Here is a 19,607-nt window from a genome sequence, read left to right as displayed (position 1 = left end):
ATGCCTCGAAGATCGAACGCATTGAATCACAGTTTTATGATGGCGGCTATGATGACTTCTAAAAATTCTTGTCAGTTTACGTATCAAAAATCATTTTTCAACCGTTATAAGCAGACGGCTGCACCGAAACCTGTACTTCTTGCAATCACGCTAGTAGGCGCATTGCTGAGTGGTTGTCAGAGTACACCTAACAATGACTTGTCAGGCATCGCGCCTTATCAGACATCCACGAGGCCCAGCGGTGACCGCAATTTAGATCAGCAAGAAATCGCTCGTGTGCGCACCTCACTTGCCGCGCAGTATATTCGTAAAAATGAGCTCGATACAGCCCAGCGTCAACTCGAAAAAGCCTTTGCTGCAGATAGCCGTTACGCGCCAGCCTATGATATGATGGGCGTTTTGCTACAGCAAGAAGGCAGTCGCATCAACCTTGCCAAAGCCGACCAGTACTTCAAAAAAGCCATCGCACTGGACAAAGATTTTGTGCAAGCGCACAATAATTATGGCGTCTATCTATCACAGATGAACCGCTATCGTGAGGCGGCAGAGCAGTTTGAGATTGCAGGCGCATCACTCGGTTACGAAGGTCGTATCGGTGCGCTAGAGAATTTGGGTCGTACCTACCTACAGTTGGGTGACAATAGCGCAGCTGCTAAGGCGTTTTTGCGAGCGCTCGATGGCAATCGCAACAGCATCATTGCTCATATTGAGCTGGTAGATTTATTGCTTGAGCAACAGCGTGTACCTCAGGCTCAAAGGCTGTATGACGAGACACTGATATTGGTACAAGGGCAGGGTATTAGCCCGCGTCTACTCTTACAAGGTATCAAGCTTGCTGCCGCACAAGGCGATATGACGACACGCCAACAATTGGCTCAGCAGCTTTTATCCGCTTATCCACTGAGCGACGAAGCAAAACAACTTAAGACTTGGCTTAATAATCCAGAGGCACCATGGAAATGACCACCCCATCATCAAACACTCAATCTAACGCTCAGGGATCATTTGGTGCCATGTTGCAGCAAGCCCGTAAAACTAAGCAAGTCAGTTTAGATGAGGCGGCCGCCGAGTTATTTATTTTAAAACGTCATCTAGAAGCGCTAGAGAACGAAAATTTTGCTGAACTACCACAAGCGGCTTTCGCTCGTGGCTTTGCTATTAACTATGCCAAATACTTGGGTTTAGATTCTGCCAAAATCGCCAATAGTTTTGATGCTGCTTATCCTAATGAGCTCAAAGCCAAATCAGTCAATAATATCGACACGCCATTGCAGCCCATGGGCACACTACAGCGCGACACAAACAGTCGCATTCGTTTTAATCCATTATTAATTATTGGTGTGATTGCATTGATTATTTTGGCCGTATTTTTATTCCGTATGGTCAGTAACGCGAGTAAGGAAAACAATCAAGAGCCTGTTTCTACTGTCGAAGACATCTCTGCTATAGAGCAAGCCCAAGGCGCTGCGATTAGTAATGATACAGACAGTGTCGGTGCCTCCGGATCCGCCTTAAACTTAGGTGATGCCAGTACAGAGACGGCTTTTTTAAATGTCAATCTGACCGATGATGCGGTGGTGACGATCACGGATGCCTCGGGCAATACCCTTATCAGTGGTGCGCAGACGGCTGGTAGCTATGATCTATCAGGTACCCCGCCATTTAGCGTGCAAATTGATAATATCGACAATCTCAGCTTGATGCTCAATCAAGAATCCGTTGATTTGGATGCTTATGCCACTGACAAGCAAGCCGATTTTGAGTTGACACCATAGTTGTTATTGACACATCAAAGCGTCATGATGCGTTGTTACTGAAGTGCTCAGTCGTATGAGAGTGTTTTTGTATTCTCGTGTTTGTATCTAAGCCTATGGTTTTTCTATTTTTGATTCAAGGATTTATCTATGTCAATGCCATCGCCTATTAACCGCCGTCTGACCAAAAAAATCTATGTCGGCGATGTTGCGATCGGTGGTGATGCACCAATTAGCGTACAGAGTATGACCAACACTGATACGTGTGACGTGGCAGCCACAGTCGCGCAAATCAAGCGCTGCGTCGAAGCAGGTGCTGATTTGATGCGTGTCTCGACGCCAACGATGGACACAGTAAAAGCTTTTGGCGAGATTCGTAAACTTGTGAGCGTGCCGTTGATTGCAGATGTGCATTTTGACCATAAAATTGCATTAGCAGTGGCTGAGGCGGGTGCGGATTGTTTGCGTATTAATCCTGGTAACATTGGCAGCGATGCCAAAGTGCGTGAAGTGGTTGCTTGTGCTAGACATCATAATATTCCGATTCGCATTGGCGTCAATGCCGGCTCTTTAGAAAAAGAAATTCAGCGTAAATATACTGAGCCAACTGGCGAAGCCATGCTTGAATCTGCAATGCGTCACATCGATATTTTGGAACGATTAAATTTTGATCAGTATAAAGTGTCTGTCAAAGCCAGTAATGTGTTTTTGACCTTGGACGCTTACCGTCTGCTATCGGCGCAGATTGACAATCCATTACATCTGGGCGTGACCGAAGCGGGTGTCTACCGTACAGGCGCTGTAAAATCTGCCATCGCTCTTGGCGGGTTATTGCTAGATGGTATTGGCGATACGATTCGTATCTCGTTAGCGGCTGAGCCTGAAGAAGAGATCAAAATTGGCTTTGATATTTTAAAATCGCTCAACATACGTTCGAACGGTGTTAATTTTATCGCTTGCCCAAGCTGCTCTCGTCAAGAGTTTGACGTGATTAAAGTGATGACGGCGCTAGAGTCACGCTTAGAGGATATCCGTGAGCCGATGGATCTTTCCGTGATTGGCTGTAAAGTAAATGGCCCAGGAGAGGCCAAAGAAGCGGATATCGGGATCGTGGGTGCTGCGCCAAGATCCTTGGTATATCGTATGGGCGAAAAAAGCCATCTTATTGACACAGAAAATTTGGTCGATGAAATAGAGGGCATGGTGCGCGCTCATGCAGAAGTTTTGGCTAAAAAACGCGAGAACGAGATCATACGCGTCAAATAAGTTGTAGGGTGGATATATACGTTTGGCTACATCGCCAAAAAATAGAGCAGCGATCGCGCTCATTTGACCACGTAAATAATGATAATAGACATCACTGTTAAATTTTAAGGATATAAGCTTACCATGATCAAGGCTATTAAAGGGTTCAATGATATTTTGCCTGAACAGTCAGCAAAATGGCTGCATTTAGAAGCGATATTGGCTGATGTGCTTGGTAGATATGGTTATGAGCATATTCGCCTGCCAATCGTTGAACAAACGGATCTCTTTGCCCGTGCGATTGGCGGGGCCACAGACATCGTCGAAAAAGAGATGTATAGCTTCACGGACAAGTCTGAGCCACCCACGCCATTAACTTTACGTCCTGAAGGTACAGCAGGGGCGGTACGTGCGGTTATTGAGCATAATTTATTGCGCGGTGATACACCAAAGCTTTGGTATATTGGCCCAATGTTTCGTTATGAGCGCCCACAAAAAGGCCGTTACCGTCAATTTCATCAATTGGGTGTTGAAAGCTTCGGTAGTGCGCTACCAGACGCGGATGCTGAGCTGATTGCGATGACGCATCTGATGTGGAAAGAGTTGGGGCTAAACGATGAGATGCGTCTTGAGCTCAATAGCTTAGGTGAGATCGATGAGCGCTATGCTTATCGTGAAGCGCTCGTTGCCTATTTGACAGACAAAAAAGATCAGTTGGACGAAGACAGCAAACGCCGTCTGACCACCAATCCGCTACGTATTTTGGATAGCAAAGAGGCGAGTACGCAAGCAGTGTTGGCTGATGCGCCAAAGCTTGCTGATTTCTTGGACACAGAGAGTGTGACGCATTTTGAACAAGTGCAAGCCTATCTGACGGCGCTTGGTATCAAATTTGAGATCAATCCACATCTGGTACGTGGACTCGATTACTACAATAAGACAGTATTTGAATGGGTGACGGACAAGCTTGGTAGCCAAGCCACAGTCTGTGCTGGCGGTCGTTATGATGGTCTGGTCGGGCAATTAAAATCCGTCGGCAAAAACGATGATCAATTAGATAAAAAGCCTGTAAAATCTGAACCTGCGGTTGGTTTTGCGATGGGGCTTGAGCGCTTATTATTACTTATGGAGGCCGTGTCGCCGATTGGTGATATACCAGCTTGTGATGTCTTCGTTGTGGCGCATCCTGACGTTTATAGCGCAGGCGTCAGTTATGCGCAAAACTTACGTTATAGTCGTCCAGATGTACGAGTGAAGATGGCAAGTGCGACAAGTCTGAAAGCGCAAATGAAAAAGGCGGACAAGTCAGGTGCAGCATTGACTGTCATCATCGCTCAGCAAGAGCTGGATGACAACACGATCAGTGTTAAAGACATGCAGACAGGTGAGCAGCAGACGGTAGCACAAGATTGGCTCTTAAGTGAAGACAACTTTTCTCGTCATTAATGGTCTTGTAACGCCGCAGCTTTAAGGTTAGTAGCAGTAATTAACGTACATTTTATCAGGTAAATATATATGGCTCTGACACCCAATTCGCCAAATACAGATAACTCCATACAATCATTGAAGCAGTATGGTGGCTATATTGTCACTGCGATTTTGCTGGCGTTGGCTGCTTATTTTGGCTGGACATACTGGCAGAATAACCATGCGCGAGTAGATACTGTTGCCGCCGATCAATATGCAGATATTCAACGATTGAATGAAGAAGTGAGCTTGGCATCGCAAAACCCAGATCTAGAAGCAGATGCACAAGACGCGTTGGTACAAAGCCGCACAGAGTTAGACAAAGATATTGATGCACTGGTCAGCACGCATGGTGACTCAGTCTACGCATGGCAAGCACTGATGATAAAAGCTCGTCAACAGGTCGATAATGATGACTTTGCTGCGGCAGCTGAGACATTCAAGCAAGCGCTGGCAATCGATCTGGGTGATGCAGGTCTAAAGGCAATCACTCAGCTGCGTTATGCCAAAACGTTGCTGGCGACAGGCGATGCAGATGCAGCCTTGTCAGAGGCCAACAATGATATGCCAAGCTCTTTCGAGGCCAGTCAACAAGAACTGCTGGGTGATATTTATTTGGCACAAGACAATAAAGACTCAGCGATTAAGTCCTACAACAACGCTTGGGAATTACTGCGCAGTCGTCAAGAAACGCGAGCCGTATTGGCGTTGAAGATGGAGAGCTTAGGACTCACTCCTGAGCCAATCGCTCAGCAAGCAAGTCTGGTTCAAGAAGCCGCCACTCCTGAGCAGCCAATGGTTATCGAAAACTCAGAAACGGTCGACGCTGAGACTGCTCAGTAAGATGATATGAAGCGATGACTATTGTTTGCATGTTTTTTGATCGGATTTTATGATTATCAATCCACTGTTGGCCAATGTACCAATTAATAATAATTCATTTGTAGTGAGAACATCTAATGACTCAATCTATTCGCGCAAGCAAAGTGTTAAATCCCCTGTTCAGTGTTAAGAGCGTCAAAAAGACAGTCATGCATGTGGCAGTACTGGCTGTAATGAGCACTGCAGTGGTGGGGTGCAACCGCGGTATCAAGCCAGTGGTTAATGATCCTGTAAAATTGGTACAAATTGCGCAGCCAATCAATGTGCTACAGCCAGTGTTCAGCACAGATGTTGGCAACAAAAAAGCCAGTAAAAAAGACCCACTAAATCTACAAGTGGGTTATGCCAATGGGCAAATCGTGACGGCATCACGTGGTGGTGAGCTAACAGGTTTTAATCGAGCGGGCGAGCGTGTATGGTCTATCAATGTCGGAGACCAAATCACCGGCGGCGTGGCGTTGGATGCATTAAGTCAGACAGCGGTTGTGAGTACTCGTAATGGTCAAGTAATGGCCTTTGATAGCGCGACTGGCGCCAAACGCTGGCAACAACAGTTATCGGGGACCGTCTTGTCTCCTGCACTGATTAGCAATAATCGCGTCATACTATCAGCCAATGATGGATTTTTGCATGGTTTGTCACTGCAAACGGGTCAATCAGTATGGCAATTTGCAACGCAAGTGCCTGCGATCAGTGTTCGTGGTAGTGCAGCCCCCACATTGCTAAACAACGAAACTGCCTTGCTCGCTACTGCGGATGGTCGCTTGCACGCAATTACCATTGATAATGGACTGCCGCAATGGTCAAGACGTGTCGGTATCGGTGCTGGTAGTAGTGAAGTGGAACGCATGAGCGATGTGGACGGCATGCCTATCGTAGATAACGATCAATTATTTGCCATCAGTTATAGTGGGCAGTTGCTAGGGATTGATTTGGCTTCGCGTCAAGTTATGTTCGTCAATGAGCTTGCCAGCCTAAAAGCACTAGCCGTCAATCCTCAGCAAGTGATTGCGACTAGCTTGGATGGCAAAGTGGTTGCTTATGATCGCAATAACGGTGAGACGTTGTGGGAAAGTGACGCATTGGCGTATCGTGACTTAACCAACCCTGTGATGATTGGTAACTATATTGCGGTTGGTGATTTTGATGGTGTGGTACATCTGTTTGCTCCAGCGACTGGCGATATCGTGAGCCGTGTGCAGACCAAAGGCTCGCTAACAAACCTGCAAGTGCAAGGCAATCAATTGATGACTCAAAGTACGTCAGGACAAGTGGCTATTTGGCAGTTAGTACGCTAATAAAAAACGTTTTAAGTATTCTTTATGAAACACGAACGCTGCTTAGTCAGCGTTTAGTGCCTTGTGTAAAGGGCTTGTTTAAACACAGGCTTTCGCGTACTCTATGCGACCGATGTGCTATCTGTATATCCGATATAATATAGTCATCTTAACCATTATTTTTGCTATTGTTTTATCATTCATTTTAATTTGCGGTTACATGCAGCCCATTCTTATGACGGTTATATTATCAGTCAGAAGAATCACTGTACTGTCCGTCATTATGCCTTTCACTGAGAGTAACCCATGAGTATCAAGCCTGTGGTCGCCTTAATTGGTCGTCCAAACGTCGGTAAATCAACCTTATTTAATCAGTTCACAAAAAGTCGGCAAGCATTGGTCGCTGATTTGTCAGGATTGACTCGTGACCGTCAATACGGTGATGCGACTTATGAAGATAAGTCATTCATTGTTGTGGATACGGGTGGTATTGGTGAAGCAGATGATGGTAGCGGCAATATCGATGACTATATGTCTGAGCAGTCGCATACCGCGATACACGAAGCAGATATTATTGTATTCGTTGTTGACGCTCGTGCTGGCATGATCGGTGCTGATGCTGAGATTGGTAAGTTCTTGCATACTCTGGGTAAGCCTGTCTACGTGGTTGCAAACAAGGTTGATGGTGTCCACGATGCAGCGCCCGCAGAGTTTTACGCGCTAGGCTTAGGCGAGCCATATCCGATGGCGGCCAGTCATGGTCGCGGTGTGGGCAACTTGCTTGAAGTCTTAACAGCTGATATGCCTGCACAAGAAAACCTAGTTGAGCCAAACGGTCTGAAGCTTGCGATTATCGGTCGTCCAAACGTTGGCAAATCAACGTTAGTGAATCGTCTTTTGGGTGAAGATCGCGTGGTGGTATTTGATATGCCTGGCACGACACGTGATAGCATCTATATTCCTTATCAGCGCGATGGCAGAGATTACGTATTGATCGACACGGCGGGCGTCCGCCGCCGCGGTAAGATTGATGAAAAAGTAGAAAAGTTCTCAGTGATTAAAACCTTACAAGCCATTGAAGACTCTAACGTGACTGTGATTGTGATTGATGCTCATGAAGGTATCGTTGATCAAGACCTTCATATGATCGGCTATGCGCTAGATGCTGGTCGTGCATTGGTAGTCGCCATCAACAAATGGGATGGTTTGACGCCAGATCAAAGAGACTATATTAAACTTGAGATGGATCGTCGTTTTAACTTTATTCCTTATGTAAAAGTGCATTTGATATCAGCGCTGCATGGTACCGGCGTGGGCAATCTATATCCATCTATCCTACGTGCATACAAGTCTTCTATGTTTGAGGTATCAACCAATCGTCTGACGCAAATTTTGCAAGATGCGGTCACTGCCAATCCGCCGCCAACCATTGCGGGTCGCCGTATTAAATTACGTTATGCGCATATTGGTGGTCATAACCCGCCCGTTATTGTTATCCATGGTAACCAAACCAGTGCGCTTCCCAAAAGCTATCAGCGCTACCTAGAGAATCAATTCCGCCAAGTATTCAAACTCGAAGGCACGCCGCTCAATGTCATCTTTAAACAAAATGACAATCCATATGCCAACAAGAGCGATACGCCCACCAAGGCGAAGACGCAGCAGTTACGTCAGCGTGAGCGCAACCGTGCAAAGAAATTCACTACCAAAGATAAAAAGCCTCGTTAATATGACAATCTGTTGATGACTGACGTCGTCGCACACCAATAGAAGATAATAAAAACACGAAGCACTGTATTATTATGGTGCTTCGGTAACCACCGCAACACAGGGACTGCTTACCTCAATCTTTCGCTTATCACATTCTAAAAATACCTGTACTATAAGTAAAAGTTTTCTTGACTCAGTGGAGTGACATGGACACCCGTTCGTCTCAAACCATTTCAATGCTCATTTGGCGCTCTGTCGGACAAGCCGTGATTGTGGCGATGCTGGCAGGCTTTGTCTTGCCTTTTATTTATGGCTTGGTGCATCACTATCAAGAAAAGCAGCAACACATACAACAGCTAGCCTCATTGATGACGGTCAGTGCATCGACCGCAAACGGTGCTGATGTCGTGGCTGAACAGGTCAATATATTACTAAAGAATGAACCTAGCATTCAAAGCATTGTTTTTTATTCGACATCGCACCCTATTAACGATGTAAACCAGTCAGTAAATGATTGGAAAAATGCGTTATTTGCCGATACGATCAGTTTCAATTGTCCAGTCGTTAGTAAACCTGAAGCGCTTGGGCGTGCTTGGCTCAATACACCCAAATCAAATCAGCAGTTAGCGGCAGACTTATCTGAGGGGATGAGTACGTTATTAGTGACTGATAAACTCAGTGGCAATAACACGCTGGTTGGCTATATCAATATTACGATGGATGTGAGTGTATTGCGTTCACATTGGTTTCGTAGCATTATCCCTCTGTGGCTGACCACCTTAATATTGACCATTATGTCAGGCATATATATTTTCCGAAAACTGAACTGGCCTGTCAAAGACATTGAAGCTCTGAACGATGTGTGCGGTATTGTCATAAAAAACGCAGAATTAGAACAACTTCCCATTATTCCGCAGCGTTTTAATTTTCACGAACTGATACAAATCAAAAAGGCGCTGACCATATTGTTTGGACGGCTGCAAGAGGCCAAGCAGGGATATGAGATGCTTGCTGCCTTTGAGCAGCAGCTCCATAATAAAGATGTGTCGCTTGATGTGCAGCTGCATAATTTTCAAAGCATGATTACCCATGAATTGAAAACTTCGCTCAATGCTATCGTGGGTGGTCTGCAGTTATTAGACTATGACAGTCTGACCAGAGAGCAAAAAGATGCGGTTGAAATCATTAGTAATGGCAGTGACAAGCTGGTGTTGTCATTGGATCATATTATCCAATTAAATCAGATACAAAAGGGACAACTAAAGATCCATAAAAATGAATTTAATCCATTACAACTGATCTCTGATCTTCTAACAGACTTTGAATCTGTTGCCCAGCAAAAAGGTCTAAAGCTGATCAGTAATATTCATCACTTAGATTACAGTCTATATGGCGATTCCTCAAAAATTCAACAGATACTGTCGATATTGGTCAGTAATGCCATTAAATTTACTCATACTGGGCAAGTGGTCATCACATCACAGCTAACGCATTTTGACAAAAGTAATCGCTGGAGAGTGAGTGTAAAAGATACGGGCATTGGTATTGATCGCAACCATATAGAAGATATTTTTAATCCTTTTTTTCAGGTAGACTCCTCTCAGACGAGACAGTATGAAGGCTCAGGAGTAGGCCTGCCTGTGGTTAAGCAAATGGTACAACTGATGGGCGCTATGATTGATGTTGATAGCACCTTGGGGTCAGGGACTCAGTTTACTTTGACGTTAGTGATGCCGAATCAACAACAATCTCGACAGCAGCGACTGCTCAATGGTCTCGTGATTATTTATTATTATAATCACGAGACAGGTGCTCTATTGAGTGAGCTTGAGTATCTGGGCGCTACGGTGATCTGTTACCAAGACGCACAGCAAGTGATGAATGAGATACGGGCACAAAAAGTAGATATGGTGATGTTCGCTGAGGATGTACTCGCGGACAAAGCTGAGCTGTTAGCCAAGCTTATTCGTCAACATGAGCGCAAAGAAAGTGGACAGCGTGCGATGTTAATATATTGGTATCCACAGCATCGAGCACGTTATGTCGATAGTTTTGAGTATGGGCTAAAATCAGCAGGCGTTGACTACTGTCATAGCACAACCTACGAGAGCAAAGCATTGAGCGACTTGTTAAAACGTTGGTTGCTATGGACATAACATCATCCTAAAATGGTCTTGTCTGCTTTCAGGTTAGTCAACTCAGAAGCGCTGTAAGAGATTGTATCAATACAAGCTTATTTTGCTATTGCTACCTCTGCCAGCTGTTGAGCTTAAGTGCTTGTTGAAGAAAAAAAGACGCCTTAGATAAGGCGTCTTTTTTGTTTATTGAATTGAGTTAGGCTGAAAAAACATATGCTCTAAAATTTTTTAGAACAGGTTTTTTGCCCAGCGTACGATATGTTGCCAAGTACGGCTCAAGAATCCTGATTGTTCGATATCATTGGTGGCAACAATAGGTACAGAGGCAACGGCTTTACCGTCGATAACGGCCATCATTTTGCCGATTTCTTGACCTTTTTTGATCGGTGCTTCTAGGCTTTCAGGAATATCAACCACTGTTGTGATTTTATTCTTTTGCGTTTTGCTGGTTAGGATCTGTAGATTGTCGCCAGTTGCCAACTCGACCTCATCAGCTTCCCCAAACCATACTGGAATTTTGCTCACAAACTGACCAGCAGGTGCTTTGGTCACTGTGGTGAAGTGTCCAAAACCCCAGTTGAGTAATTCACGTGACTGGTCAGCACGAGCTTGTTGGCTCTTAGTACCCATGATGACCGAAATGAGGCGCATACCATCACGGTTGCTAGACGCCACTAAGCAATAGCCTGCCGCATTTGTATGACCTGTTTTTAAGCCATCGACCGTTGGATCAGTTGCGAGTAGGGCGTTGCGGTTTCCTTGGGTAATACCATTGTAAGTAAACTCTTTTTCTGAGTAAATACTATAGTAATCGCCACTGTTTTTGACAATGGCGCGAGCAAGTTTGGCCAAATCTAATGCAGAGGCCTCATGTCCTTCAGCTGGCATACCAGTAGAGTTGACGAAATGAGAATGATCCATGCCAAGCTTTTGGGCCTGCTCATTCATTAAAATGGCAAACGATGACTCACTACCCGCGATATGCTCAGCCATGGCTTTTGAGGCATCATTGCCCGACTGGATGATAATGCCGCGTAGCATGTCGATGACGCTCGCCGTCTTGTTGACTGGTACATACATACAAGATTGACTGCTGCTACCACGGCACCAAGCATTTTTGCTCATGAGTACTTGGTCGTCTTCTTTAAGGTCGCCTGATGCTAGACGCTGTTCAATGATATAACTGGTCATCATTTTGGTTAAGGACGCTGGCGGCAACGACTCGTTCGCATTTTTTTGAGCCAAAATCTCACCAGTATTATAGTCCATCAATACATAGGCGGTATTGTCCATCTCAGGTGGTTGTATGGCTGCGTTTGCCATCACTGCACTCATTGAGATACTTACACCAACTACCAGCTGTACTAACTGGTTTTTCACACGCTTTACTGTCATATATCATTACACCGCATCATGGAGCCAAATGTATCTATCGTTCGTGCTCAGTGCCAATTTCATACATTGTTTTAAGCAGCACGACTGTACCATCCTGTCTAAAATAATGTATGAATCAAAACTGAAACGACTGCGCGATAGACATAAAATTAACGCCTTATCTTAGCAAAATGCCAACCGATGGGGAATCGATAAATGCAAAAAAGTCAGACGCCAATGAAAAGAAAAGCGAATGGGTATGTAAGTGTTTACTCCATCAATCTAGAGATGGTTTTGACAAAGCGCACTTAATAATCACAAAAAGCCTGCAGCCTCACTCATGATTTATGAACGGCGTGGCAGCAAGCTTTGATGTTACCCAATCTTAATAAGTAAGTTGTCAGCGTTACTCTTTAAGATGATGAAAGAAAGCAATTACTCAGATGAGATAAAGTGGTTTTTTATAGTCGTTAATAGTCCAGTTTATCGGAACTGGGTACAGCTTACCTCATATGTATTAGTATTCTGCGTTTGCAAGATCTTCGCAAAGCGCTTTATTCTCTTGCTTTGAGAAACCCATGGTCCAACTACGAATACCTTGTAGTATCTGACGATAATCTTGTTGTGTTGACAGATACTGAATCGCAGCCTTTGGATCTTCTAAAGACGGCATCAGCTCGTGCAGTTGCACCGTATAAGACTTATAAAAGCGCTGTTTTTGATTGCCGTTTAGCATAGATGGACAGATCTCTGATAGCACCTGCATCACAGCAATTTCGTGCTTGGTGATATTAATACCAGACATATCTAGTGGAATGGTGGTCGCAGAATTATTTGCAGCATTAGAGGCTTGAGACATTATAGCAACCGACGCTATTAGACCTGCAAGCCCAATTTTCGAAGCGGCCTTTGCCATAACAGAAGCTATAGATAATATCGATTGATTCTTCATTCAGTATTACACTCGCTTATCTTTATTTAATGGTGATATGTTAATGGGTAAAAAAATAAAAGTCACATAAAATATTGATTTATGTGTAGATATCTTGTGAGCCAAGGGTAGTTTACAGCAACATATCCGTAGCATATACCAGTGAAGTCACAACAATATAAACGCAGAAGTTTGTATTGTTTTATGGTGTTGTATATTGTAACGCATTGCTTTGTCTAGAATATTTTAATTTATATTCACATTGATGGCATTGTCCCAGATAAAAAAACGACAGATTGTTTTTGGACGAACACTGAGTTCGTGTGTCGGTATTATTCAGGTATAATCGCTCGTGTCATCAAGCCAATCTTCCTCATAGATGTTGATATCAATGGCGCGATAGAGCAGCTTGCCCCTTTTTTTGTATTTGATAGAAGGGATGTGGATTGCTATTTTTATGCTAACAAAGATATGGTACGGTAGCAAAAATGACTGGTAGACAGATGGTCTGATACAAATATACTGAGTTGATATGAAGATTTTGATTAGTAATGACGATGGGGTATATGCACCGGGGTTAGTGGCTCTATCCCAAGCACTATCTGCCATTGGCGATGTGGTGGTGGTTGCCCCAAGTGAGGAGCAAAGTGGCTATGCCAGTGCTCTGAGCGTCTCAAAACCATTGCATACGCACAAACTGGCTTCAGGATTTGTAGCGGTAAACGGTTCACCTGCTGACTGTATTCACCTAGCGCTACATGAGCTATATGGTGATATAACTTTTGATTGTGTGATTACGGGCATCAATTCAGGAGCCAACTTAGGACAGGATGTGATGTTTTCTGGTACCTTTGGTGCTGCATTAACAGCGCAGCTATTTGGGATACCTGCTATTGCTACGTCTTTGGTAGGTGGCGGTGTCAAAAATGGCGGACAAGAATCAGCCAGTGATTATCAAGTGGCCGCCGATGAAATTGTCAAACTCATTACTGAGACTTCAGTATTAGCGCTTCTCAAAAGTTTGCCCTATCATGTATTAAACGTTAATATTCCCGATGTGAGCAGCAGTAGTGATATCAAAGGTCGAAAGGTCACCTCGTTGGGACATAAGCAAATCGCCCGGCCCGTACACCATATGATTGATCCGCGTGGTCGAGATGCTTATTGGTTATCGTTACGCAAGCGTAAGGATGATCCCCCATCGACGACGCCAGCTCAGGCATTTATACCCAGCGATACAGTGTCTCATGATGCGGATGTGCCTTTTGTGCCCAATATGACTGATGATCAAGCAGTAGCGGCAGGATACATCAGTCTGTCACCAGTGCGTCTGCACCATACTCCGACATCGACATTAGAGACGCTGTCAATATTAGATTTATGAGTTTGATACGATACAATCAAAAGTAATATGAATAGTGAGTACTGTGCGAGTGACCGCGTTAGTGATATTACTTGCTAATGACTACCGTGTCGTAAGTACGACCAGAGGCTTTTGAGTCATACCAAGCGCTTTTGGATGATGAAACAATAGATAAGCAACAAAGAACAGGAACCTTGTATGAAAAAAATCATGAGCGGATCATACTTTGCTAAAGCCGCATTGATTGGCACGATGGCAGTTGCTACTTTATCTGTGGTCGGCTGTGCCACTAAGCCGACGTATCAGCTACCCAACCAAGCAGGCCCTAAGATTATTACTAACGCTCAGGGCGTTCCTAACTATCATCGTGTCCAGCGTGGCGATACGGTCAGCCAAATTGCGGCACGGTATAATCTGAACTATCGTCAGATTGGGGCGATAAATGGCCTCGACAGCAAGTACACAATCTATAGTGGGCAATGGCTCAAGCTATGGCAAGGTAACACGGTTAGAAGTAATAACTATAGTAGACCTGCACAGCCGCAACCGACCTATACGCCGCCTGTCACACAAACTCAAACACCAGCGTACCAAGCACCTGCCAATTCTACCGCTGGCTATGACTATCCAACGCGAAATCCAGTCACGCGTAACATTGATCCAGCCACAGGCAACATGGGTATGTGGTTTGCTGGGAATGTGGGTGATCCGGTACTTGCCAGTCAGTCAGGAACTGTGCTTTACTCAGGCAACGGCCTACCAGAATATGGCAACTTGATTATGATTCGCCATAGTGATGACTACATCACGGCTTACGCGCATAATAGCCAATTGCTTGTAAAAGAAGGTGACGCAGTACAGCGTGGTCAACGTATTGCTACAATGGGTAGCAGTGGTCAGACCAATCAGGTGGGGCTAGAGTTCCAAGTTCGCTTAAATGGAAACCCCATTGATCCACGTACGGTACTTGGGCGTTAAGCGTGCAGTATGGTTGCTGATGGCTTGGCGACTTTGAGACATTTTACTTATTCATATTTGAGACTTTTTATGAGATTAAAAAAACAGTACCTCACCCTGATGCCAGCGCTCGTGATGGTTGGGTGTACAAGCCAACAAGCGATGCAAAAAAAACCGGTGCGCCAAGGCGGCGTTGAGATCACGCAGACCCAAACGGTGCAGGTAAAGCCAACACCTGCGCCAGTCATCAAACCGCAGCCAGCGCCTAAGCCAAGCTATAACAGCTTTTATGATTGGAAATCAGATTTTTCTATGCGGGCGATATCATCAGGCTATGACGCTGGGGTGATTCGTCGTTTGCTTGACTCAGCGTATCTCAATCAACAAGTGATCTCGTTGGATTCAGGACAGCCTGAATTCTCTAAGATGCCATGGGAATATGTGGACTCTGCTGTCTCTAGTGGCCGTGTCAGCGTAGGTAAGCGTAAGTTTGCAGAGCAACGTGCGTTCTTGTCTCAATTAGAGTCGCAGTATGGCGTTGATGCAGAGGTGATCGCAGCGATATGGGGTATGGAGTCGTCATATGGCGCGGTCACGGGTAGCAGCGATCTGCCAAGCTCGCTTGCCAGTCTCGCCTATGATGGTCGTCGTCAACAATTCGCTGAAGCTCAGCTATTATCATTAGCCACGCTATTAGAGCGCGGTGATGTCTCATGGTCTCAGCTTGAGGGTTCTTGGGCGGGCGGTATGGGACAAACGCAGTTCATCCCTGAGACTTGGCTCAAGCAAGGCGTAGACGGCGATGGCAACGGTCACCGTAACCCTTGGGCCACAGGTGATGCGCTGGCTTCTACTGCCAACTATTTGAGCAACTCAGGTTGGGTTCGCGGTCTAGCACCTTTTTATGAGGCGACTGTACCTGCTTCGTTTGATTATTCACTGATGGGGAGTAAGCAACCTGCTGCCAGATGGGCGGCGATGGGTGTCGATACGATAGATGACGTCTATCTAGATGCCAATACCGAGATGGAGCTGTGGTTGCCAGCTGGCAAAGATGGCCCCGTATTGCTGCTAAGCCCAAACTTTGATGTGATCAAAGTCTATAATAACTCATCGAGCTATGCGCTAGGGGTGAGCCTCTTGGGAAAAACAATTGATGGACAAAGTGGCCTGCGAAAATCATGGCCGCGTTATGAGCGTCCATTATCGACCACACAGGTCACGAACTTACAGCTCCGTTTGACGAGCATGGGTTACGATACCAAAGGGGCTGATGGCATTGTAGGTACCAACACGCGCATGGCATTCCAGCGCTGGCAGGCGGATAATGGGCAAATACCAGATGGGTTTATCACTCAAAGTAGTGCGTCTTCATTGGCTGGATGGTGAGATAAGCTGGCGGTTTTTATACACTGTATAGAAACCACCCTTTTCAGTGGTTTTAGTCCTTCGTGATAAAACCGCTATTTTTACTTTGTTCTACAAAAAGCACCTTGCCACGGTGCTTTTTTTGCCTCAGTCTATACTTGTTTTTGCTAAAAATGATCGATATAAAGCATCATAAGTTCTGCCACAAGCACCAACTGTCAAAAGCAGATCAGATATGGCTTCCTTGATATGGTTTTCTTCAAAACTTATCAGGACAAGGTTAATACAAGAAAATGGATACTGTGAATGATAGACTCTAGGAGAGTATGATTTCATAAGCAGTTTTTGATGACTGACTTTAACCATTGATGATTAATATCAGTTTTCAATAGCAACTTTTTTAATAGCAACTGTGAATAATAGCTACTCAAGAATAAATAATTAGAACGATCAAAAGAGCATACCTTTATGATTACCATGGAAGAATTACAAGCGGCAATAAAGCTGCGTATCAATGATTATAATGATGTGGATTTTCCGCTGCACAAAAGAGCCGTCAATATCTGTGATCTATTAGACAGCCGTAACCACATACTCGCGCAAGATATTGCATCACCTTTTGATGTGCCAAGACAGAATCTATCTGCTATGGATGGTTATGCCATTGCAAAAGGAAGTGAGCTGTCAGAAGGCAAGACGATTGAAATCATTGGTGAGTCTCAAGCAGGCAGTGCCTATGCTGGTGAGACAAAAGCAGGGCAGGGTGTGCGTATTTTTACTGGCGCGGTCGTCCCTGACTGTTGTGATATGGTCATCATGCAAGAGAATACCAACTTTGCTGATATCAAAGCGACTATTGATAAGAGTCAGCCGTACAGCATCACTCTCACGCAAGCCGCCAATGCCAATAGTCATATCCGTGCGCAAGGCGAAGAGATTGAGTCTGGCGAAGCTGTGCTAAAGATAGGCAAGCGCCTCAATCCTGCCGATATCAGCTTGCTGGCAAACTTAGGTATCAGCGAAGTGAGCGTGTTTCAACCACTCGTCGTCGGTGTGCTCGCGACAGGCGATGAGCTCGTCGCTATTGGCGATGAGCTGGAACATCTAGCCCAAATATATAATTCAAACACCCCAACGCTCAAAAGCCTACTGTCGGACTTACCTATAATCATTCGTGACTATGGCATCATTCCTGATGACTTGGAGAAGACGACAGCTGCGGTTCATGAAGCCATGCAAGACTGTGATGTGCTGGTATCGACCGCAGGGGTTTCGGTTGGCGATTATGATTTTTTGACGACCGTGATCGATACGCTTGGACAAATCAACCACTATAAAGTGGCGATGAAACCTGGCAAGCCATTCGTATTTGGCGAGTTAAATAAAAATCTTGATAAGCCTGTGTTGTATTTTGGTCTACCGGGTAATCCGCTCTCCACAGTTGTGGGCGCGCTACAGTTTGTGATACCCGCATTATGGCAGATGTCAGGTGCGAGTGTGTCCGAGCAGCCGATGCCGCTAACGATCAACGCTAAACTCACAAATGACATCAAAAAGTTCCCTGGCCGCAAAGACTTTCAGCGCGGCGTATTGTCACAAGATGAAGCAGGTCATTACCAAGTGGAATGTTTTTTGAGTCAACAATCACACAGAATAAAACAGCTGAGCCGCGCCAATTGCTTTATTGTGTTAGATCAAGACAGCGGCAACATATCATCTGGTGATAAGGTTACGGTGCAGCCGTTTCCTTGGTTACATCGCTGATTTATCGTTAGTCAATCTGCTATAAAATGATGGACATAATGAATAAGCAATCTAGCTATGGAATGCTAAACACGAATAATAAAGTAACGCTTATGGTAAGCAATACTGATGGCAGTAATATATGAATGACGACACCCTCAAAATAGATAGCCCGAAATGGTACTCTCCTGCGTCAGCCTCTGTACTGTCTGATGGAGATATACAACCCTCCTCAATGGTACTTGTTGACCAGCCAGCTGAATATCATCAGCCTTTAACTGATGGGTTTGCACGGCGTCTGACGTATCTGCGTCTGTCTATTACTGATTTCTGTAATTTTCGCTGCGAGTATTGTTTGCCAAATGGCTATCAGGGCAAGCGTCCTGACGATGAGTTGAGCGTTTCTGAAATTGCCACTTTGGTACACGGCTTTGCCCAAGTAGGTACCAAAAAAGTGAGAATCACGGGCGGTGAACCATCCATTCGTCGTGATGTTGTCGACATTATCAAGAGCATTAAGCAAACGGATGGCATTGAAACAGTGGCAATGACCAGTAATGGCTATAAGTTAGGCAAACATTTGGCTAGCTGGCAAGAAGCTGGACTCGATCAGCTCAATATCAGTATGGACAGTTTTGATGCGGCTACTTTTCATAAAATGACTGGTTTTGATACCTTGCCACAGATATTGGCGGATATGGATACCTTGCTAGAAACGACGGATATCAAACTCAAAATAAACAGTATTTTAATGGCAGAAACTGCCTTTGAAAACCTGATCGCCGCGATTAACTACGTCAAAGACAGACAGGTGACGTACCGTTTTATTGAATTTATGCAGACCAGTGACAACAGCGATTTGTTTTTTGCCCAGCATGCTCAGTCTGATATCATCACGGATTATTTGTTAGAGCATGGTTGGCAGCCGCATGAACGCGGTAGTGCCGATGGTCCAGCCGTGGAGTACAGTCATCCTAATTATGTTGGTCGTATTGGCATGATTGCCCCTTATGCGGCGCACTTTTGTGATACTTGCAATCGCTTGCGAGTCAGTAGTCAGGGCAAGGTGCATCTGTGCTTATTTGACCAAGGTAATTATGATATCCGTCCATACTTACAACAAGACGATATCCAAGGGCTAGTGAGTACCCTGCATAGCTTTATGCCGATTAAGCCTGAACATCATCATCTGCATGACTCGAACAGTGGCATCATGCATAATCTCTCGATAATCGGTGGTTAAAGCATTCTGAGTCTCTAATTCTGATGATAACTGATGCTGTTTTTGCTATCGCTTTTCTGACATAAACATTTTTTGATACAAGTATAAAATTATATCTATAAACCCCACTCTCAACTTCGAAAGTGATTGAAAAAAGAAGAGCACCTCACTAATCT

Annotated in this window: 15 protein-coding genes; 13 read left to right on the top strand and 2 right to left on the bottom strand. The window is 44.9% G+C overall.

The annotated features are described in order from the left end of the window. Positions 1–48: 48 nt before the first annotated feature. From pilW to L0G63_RS00495, 8 genes are all read left to right on the top strand, one after another. A complete protein-coding gene (pilW, locus tag L0G63_RS00530; protein WP_301448895.1) occupies positions 49–963 on the top strand; it encodes a type IV pilus biogenesis/stability protein PilW in 915 nt (304 codons plus the stop codon). Further along, a complete protein-coding gene (locus L0G63_RS00525) occupies positions 954–1,775 on the top strand; it encodes a helix-turn-helix domain-containing protein (protein ID WP_367618342.1) in 822 nt (273 codons plus the stop codon). Before pilW ends, L0G63_RS00525 begins: the two co-directional genes overlap by 10 nt. 129 nt (positions 1,776–1,904) lie before the next feature. Then, complete coding sequence (gene ispG, locus L0G63_RS00520; protein WP_301448894.1) at positions 1,905–3,020, top strand: flavodoxin-dependent (E)-4-hydroxy-3-methylbut-2-enyl-diphosphate synthase; 1,116 nt, start codon at positions 1,905–1,907, stop codon at positions 3,018–3,020. A 123-nt stretch (positions 3,021–3,143) separates the two neighbouring features. Further along, positions 3,144–4,445, top strand: coding sequence for a histidine--tRNA ligase (gene hisS / locus L0G63_RS00515; protein ID WP_301448893.1), 1,302 nt, complete (start codon positions 3,144–3,146; stop codon positions 4,443–4,445). Between the two features lie 69 nt (positions 4,446–4,514). Beyond that, positions 4,515–5,309 carry a tetratricopeptide repeat protein gene (locus L0G63_RS00510; protein WP_301448892.1) on the top strand — a complete coding sequence of 265 codons (795 nt, stop codon included), beginning with the start codon at positions 4,515–4,517 and terminating at the stop codon, positions 5,307–5,309. Positions 5,310–5,425: 116 nt separating this feature from the next. Then, complete coding sequence (gene bamB / locus L0G63_RS00505) at positions 5,426–6,646, top strand: outer membrane protein assembly factor BamB (protein ID WP_301448891.1); 1,221 nt, start codon at positions 5,426–5,428, stop codon at positions 6,644–6,646. A 285-nt stretch (positions 6,647–6,931) separates the two neighbouring features. Then, positions 6,932–8,353 (top strand): ribosome biogenesis GTPase Der, encoded by a 1,422-nt coding sequence (gene der, locus L0G63_RS00500; protein WP_301448890.1) that lies wholly within the window; start codon positions 6,932–6,934, stop codon positions 8,351–8,353. 188 nt (positions 8,354–8,541) lie between these two features. Then, positions 8,542–10,491 carry a HAMP domain-containing sensor histidine kinase gene (locus L0G63_RS00495; protein ID WP_301448889.1) on the top strand — a complete coding sequence of 650 codons (1,950 nt, stop codon included), beginning with the start codon at positions 8,542–8,544 and terminating at the stop codon, positions 10,489–10,491. Positions 10,492–10,701: 210 nt separating this feature from the next. Here L0G63_RS00495 and L0G63_RS00490 read toward each other — a convergent pair whose 3' ends face one another. Then, positions 10,702–11,868, bottom strand: coding sequence for a D-alanyl-D-alanine carboxypeptidase family protein (locus L0G63_RS00490; protein WP_301448888.1), 1,167 nt, complete (start codon positions 11,866–11,868; stop codon positions 10,702–10,704). Between the two features lie 496 nt (positions 11,869–12,364). Next, a complete protein-coding gene (locus tag L0G63_RS00485; RefSeq protein WP_301448887.1) occupies positions 12,365–12,706 on the bottom strand; it encodes an MCR_0457 family protein in 342 nt (113 codons plus the stop codon). 604 nt (positions 12,707–13,310) lie between these two features. Between L0G63_RS00485 and surE the strand changes: the two genes are divergently transcribed. The 5 genes from surE (at position 13,311) to moaA (ending at position 19,452) form a co-directional block, all read left to right on the top strand. Then, positions 13,311–14,162: a 5'/3'-nucleotidase SurE gene (surE, locus tag L0G63_RS00480; RefSeq protein ID WP_301448886.1), complete on the top strand. Its 852-nt coding sequence runs from the start codon at positions 13,311–13,313 to the stop codon at positions 14,160–14,162. A gap of 177 nt (positions 14,163–14,339) precedes the next feature. Beyond that, the gene (locus L0G63_RS00475) at positions 14,340–15,119 is read left to right on the top strand and encodes a M23 family metallopeptidase (protein ID WP_301448885.1); all 780 of its coding nucleotides are present in this window, start codon (positions 14,340–14,342) and stop codon (positions 15,117–15,119) included. A gap of 69 nt (positions 15,120–15,188) precedes the next feature. Continuing rightward, a complete protein-coding gene (locus L0G63_RS00470) occupies positions 15,189–16,487 on the top strand; it encodes a lytic murein transglycosylase (protein WP_301448884.1) in 1,299 nt (432 codons plus the stop codon). 447 nt (positions 16,488–16,934) lie between these two features. Next, complete coding sequence (gene glp / locus L0G63_RS00465) at positions 16,935–18,230, top strand: gephyrin-like molybdotransferase Glp (RefSeq protein WP_301448883.1); 1,296 nt, start codon at positions 16,935–16,937, stop codon at positions 18,228–18,230. Positions 18,231–18,351: 121 nt separating this feature from the next. Further along, positions 18,352–19,452 carry a GTP 3',8-cyclase MoaA gene (gene moaA / locus L0G63_RS00460; RefSeq protein WP_301448882.1) on the top strand — a complete coding sequence of 367 codons (1,101 nt, stop codon included), beginning with the start codon at positions 18,352–18,354 and terminating at the stop codon, positions 19,450–19,452. Positions 19,453–19,607: the final 155 nt, after the last annotated feature.

The organism is Psychrobacter sp., assembly GCF_030454045.1.
GTDB lineage: Bacteria > Pseudomonadota > Gammaproteobacteria > Pseudomonadales > Moraxellaceae > Psychrobacter.
This window is presented reverse-complemented; position numbering and strand designations above follow the sequence as displayed.

What these genes read in the sequence shown, in the direction of transcription:
- pilW (WP_301448895.1), top strand. Translation starts at nt 49, where the DNA reads ATGATGACTTCTAAAAATTCTTGTCAGTTTACGTATCAAAAATCATTT.
- L0G63_RS00525 (WP_367618342.1), top strand. Translation starts at nt 954, where the DNA reads ATGGAAATGACCACCCCATCATCAAACACTCAATCTAACGCTCAGGGA.
- ispG (WP_301448894.1), top strand. Translation starts at nt 1,905, where the DNA reads ATGTCAATGCCATCGCCTATTAACCGCCGTCTGACCAAAAAAATCTAT.
- hisS (WP_301448893.1), top strand. Translation starts at nt 3,144, where the DNA reads ATGATCAAGGCTATTAAAGGGTTCAATGATATTTTGCCTGAACAGTCA.
- L0G63_RS00510 (WP_301448892.1), top strand. Translation starts at nt 4,515, where the DNA reads ATGGCTCTGACACCCAATTCGCCAAATACAGATAACTCCATACAATCA.
- bamB (WP_301448891.1), top strand. Translation starts at nt 5,426, where the DNA reads ATGACTCAATCTATTCGCGCAAGCAAAGTGTTAAATCCCCTGTTCAGT.
- der (WP_301448890.1), top strand. Translation starts at nt 6,932, where the DNA reads ATGAGTATCAAGCCTGTGGTCGCCTTAATTGGTCGTCCAAACGTCGGT.
- L0G63_RS00495 (WP_301448889.1), top strand. Translation starts at nt 8,542, where the DNA reads ATGGACACCCGTTCGTCTCAAACCATTTCAATGCTCATTTGGCGCTCT.
- L0G63_RS00490 (WP_301448888.1), bottom strand. Translation starts at nt 11,868, where the DNA reads ATGACAGTAAAGCGTGTGAAAAACCAGTTAGTACAGCTGGTAGTTGGT.
- L0G63_RS00485 (WP_301448887.1), bottom strand. Translation starts at nt 12,706, where the DNA reads ATGTCTCAAGCCTCTAATGCTGCAAATAATTCTGCGACCACCATTCCA.
- surE (WP_301448886.1), top strand. Translation starts at nt 13,311, where the DNA reads ATGAAGATTTTGATTAGTAATGACGATGGGGTATATGCACCGGGGTTA.
- L0G63_RS00475 (WP_301448885.1), top strand. Translation starts at nt 14,340, where the DNA reads ATGAAAAAAATCATGAGCGGATCATACTTTGCTAAAGCCGCATTGATT.
- L0G63_RS00470 (WP_301448884.1), top strand. Translation starts at nt 15,189, where the DNA reads ATGAGATTAAAAAAACAGTACCTCACCCTGATGCCAGCGCTCGTGATG.
- glp (WP_301448883.1), top strand. Translation starts at nt 16,935, where the DNA reads ATGATTACCATGGAAGAATTACAAGCGGCAATAAAGCTGCGTATCAAT.
- moaA (WP_301448882.1), top strand. Translation starts at nt 18,352, where the DNA reads ATGAATGACGACACCCTCAAAATAGATAGCCCGAAATGGTACTCTCCT.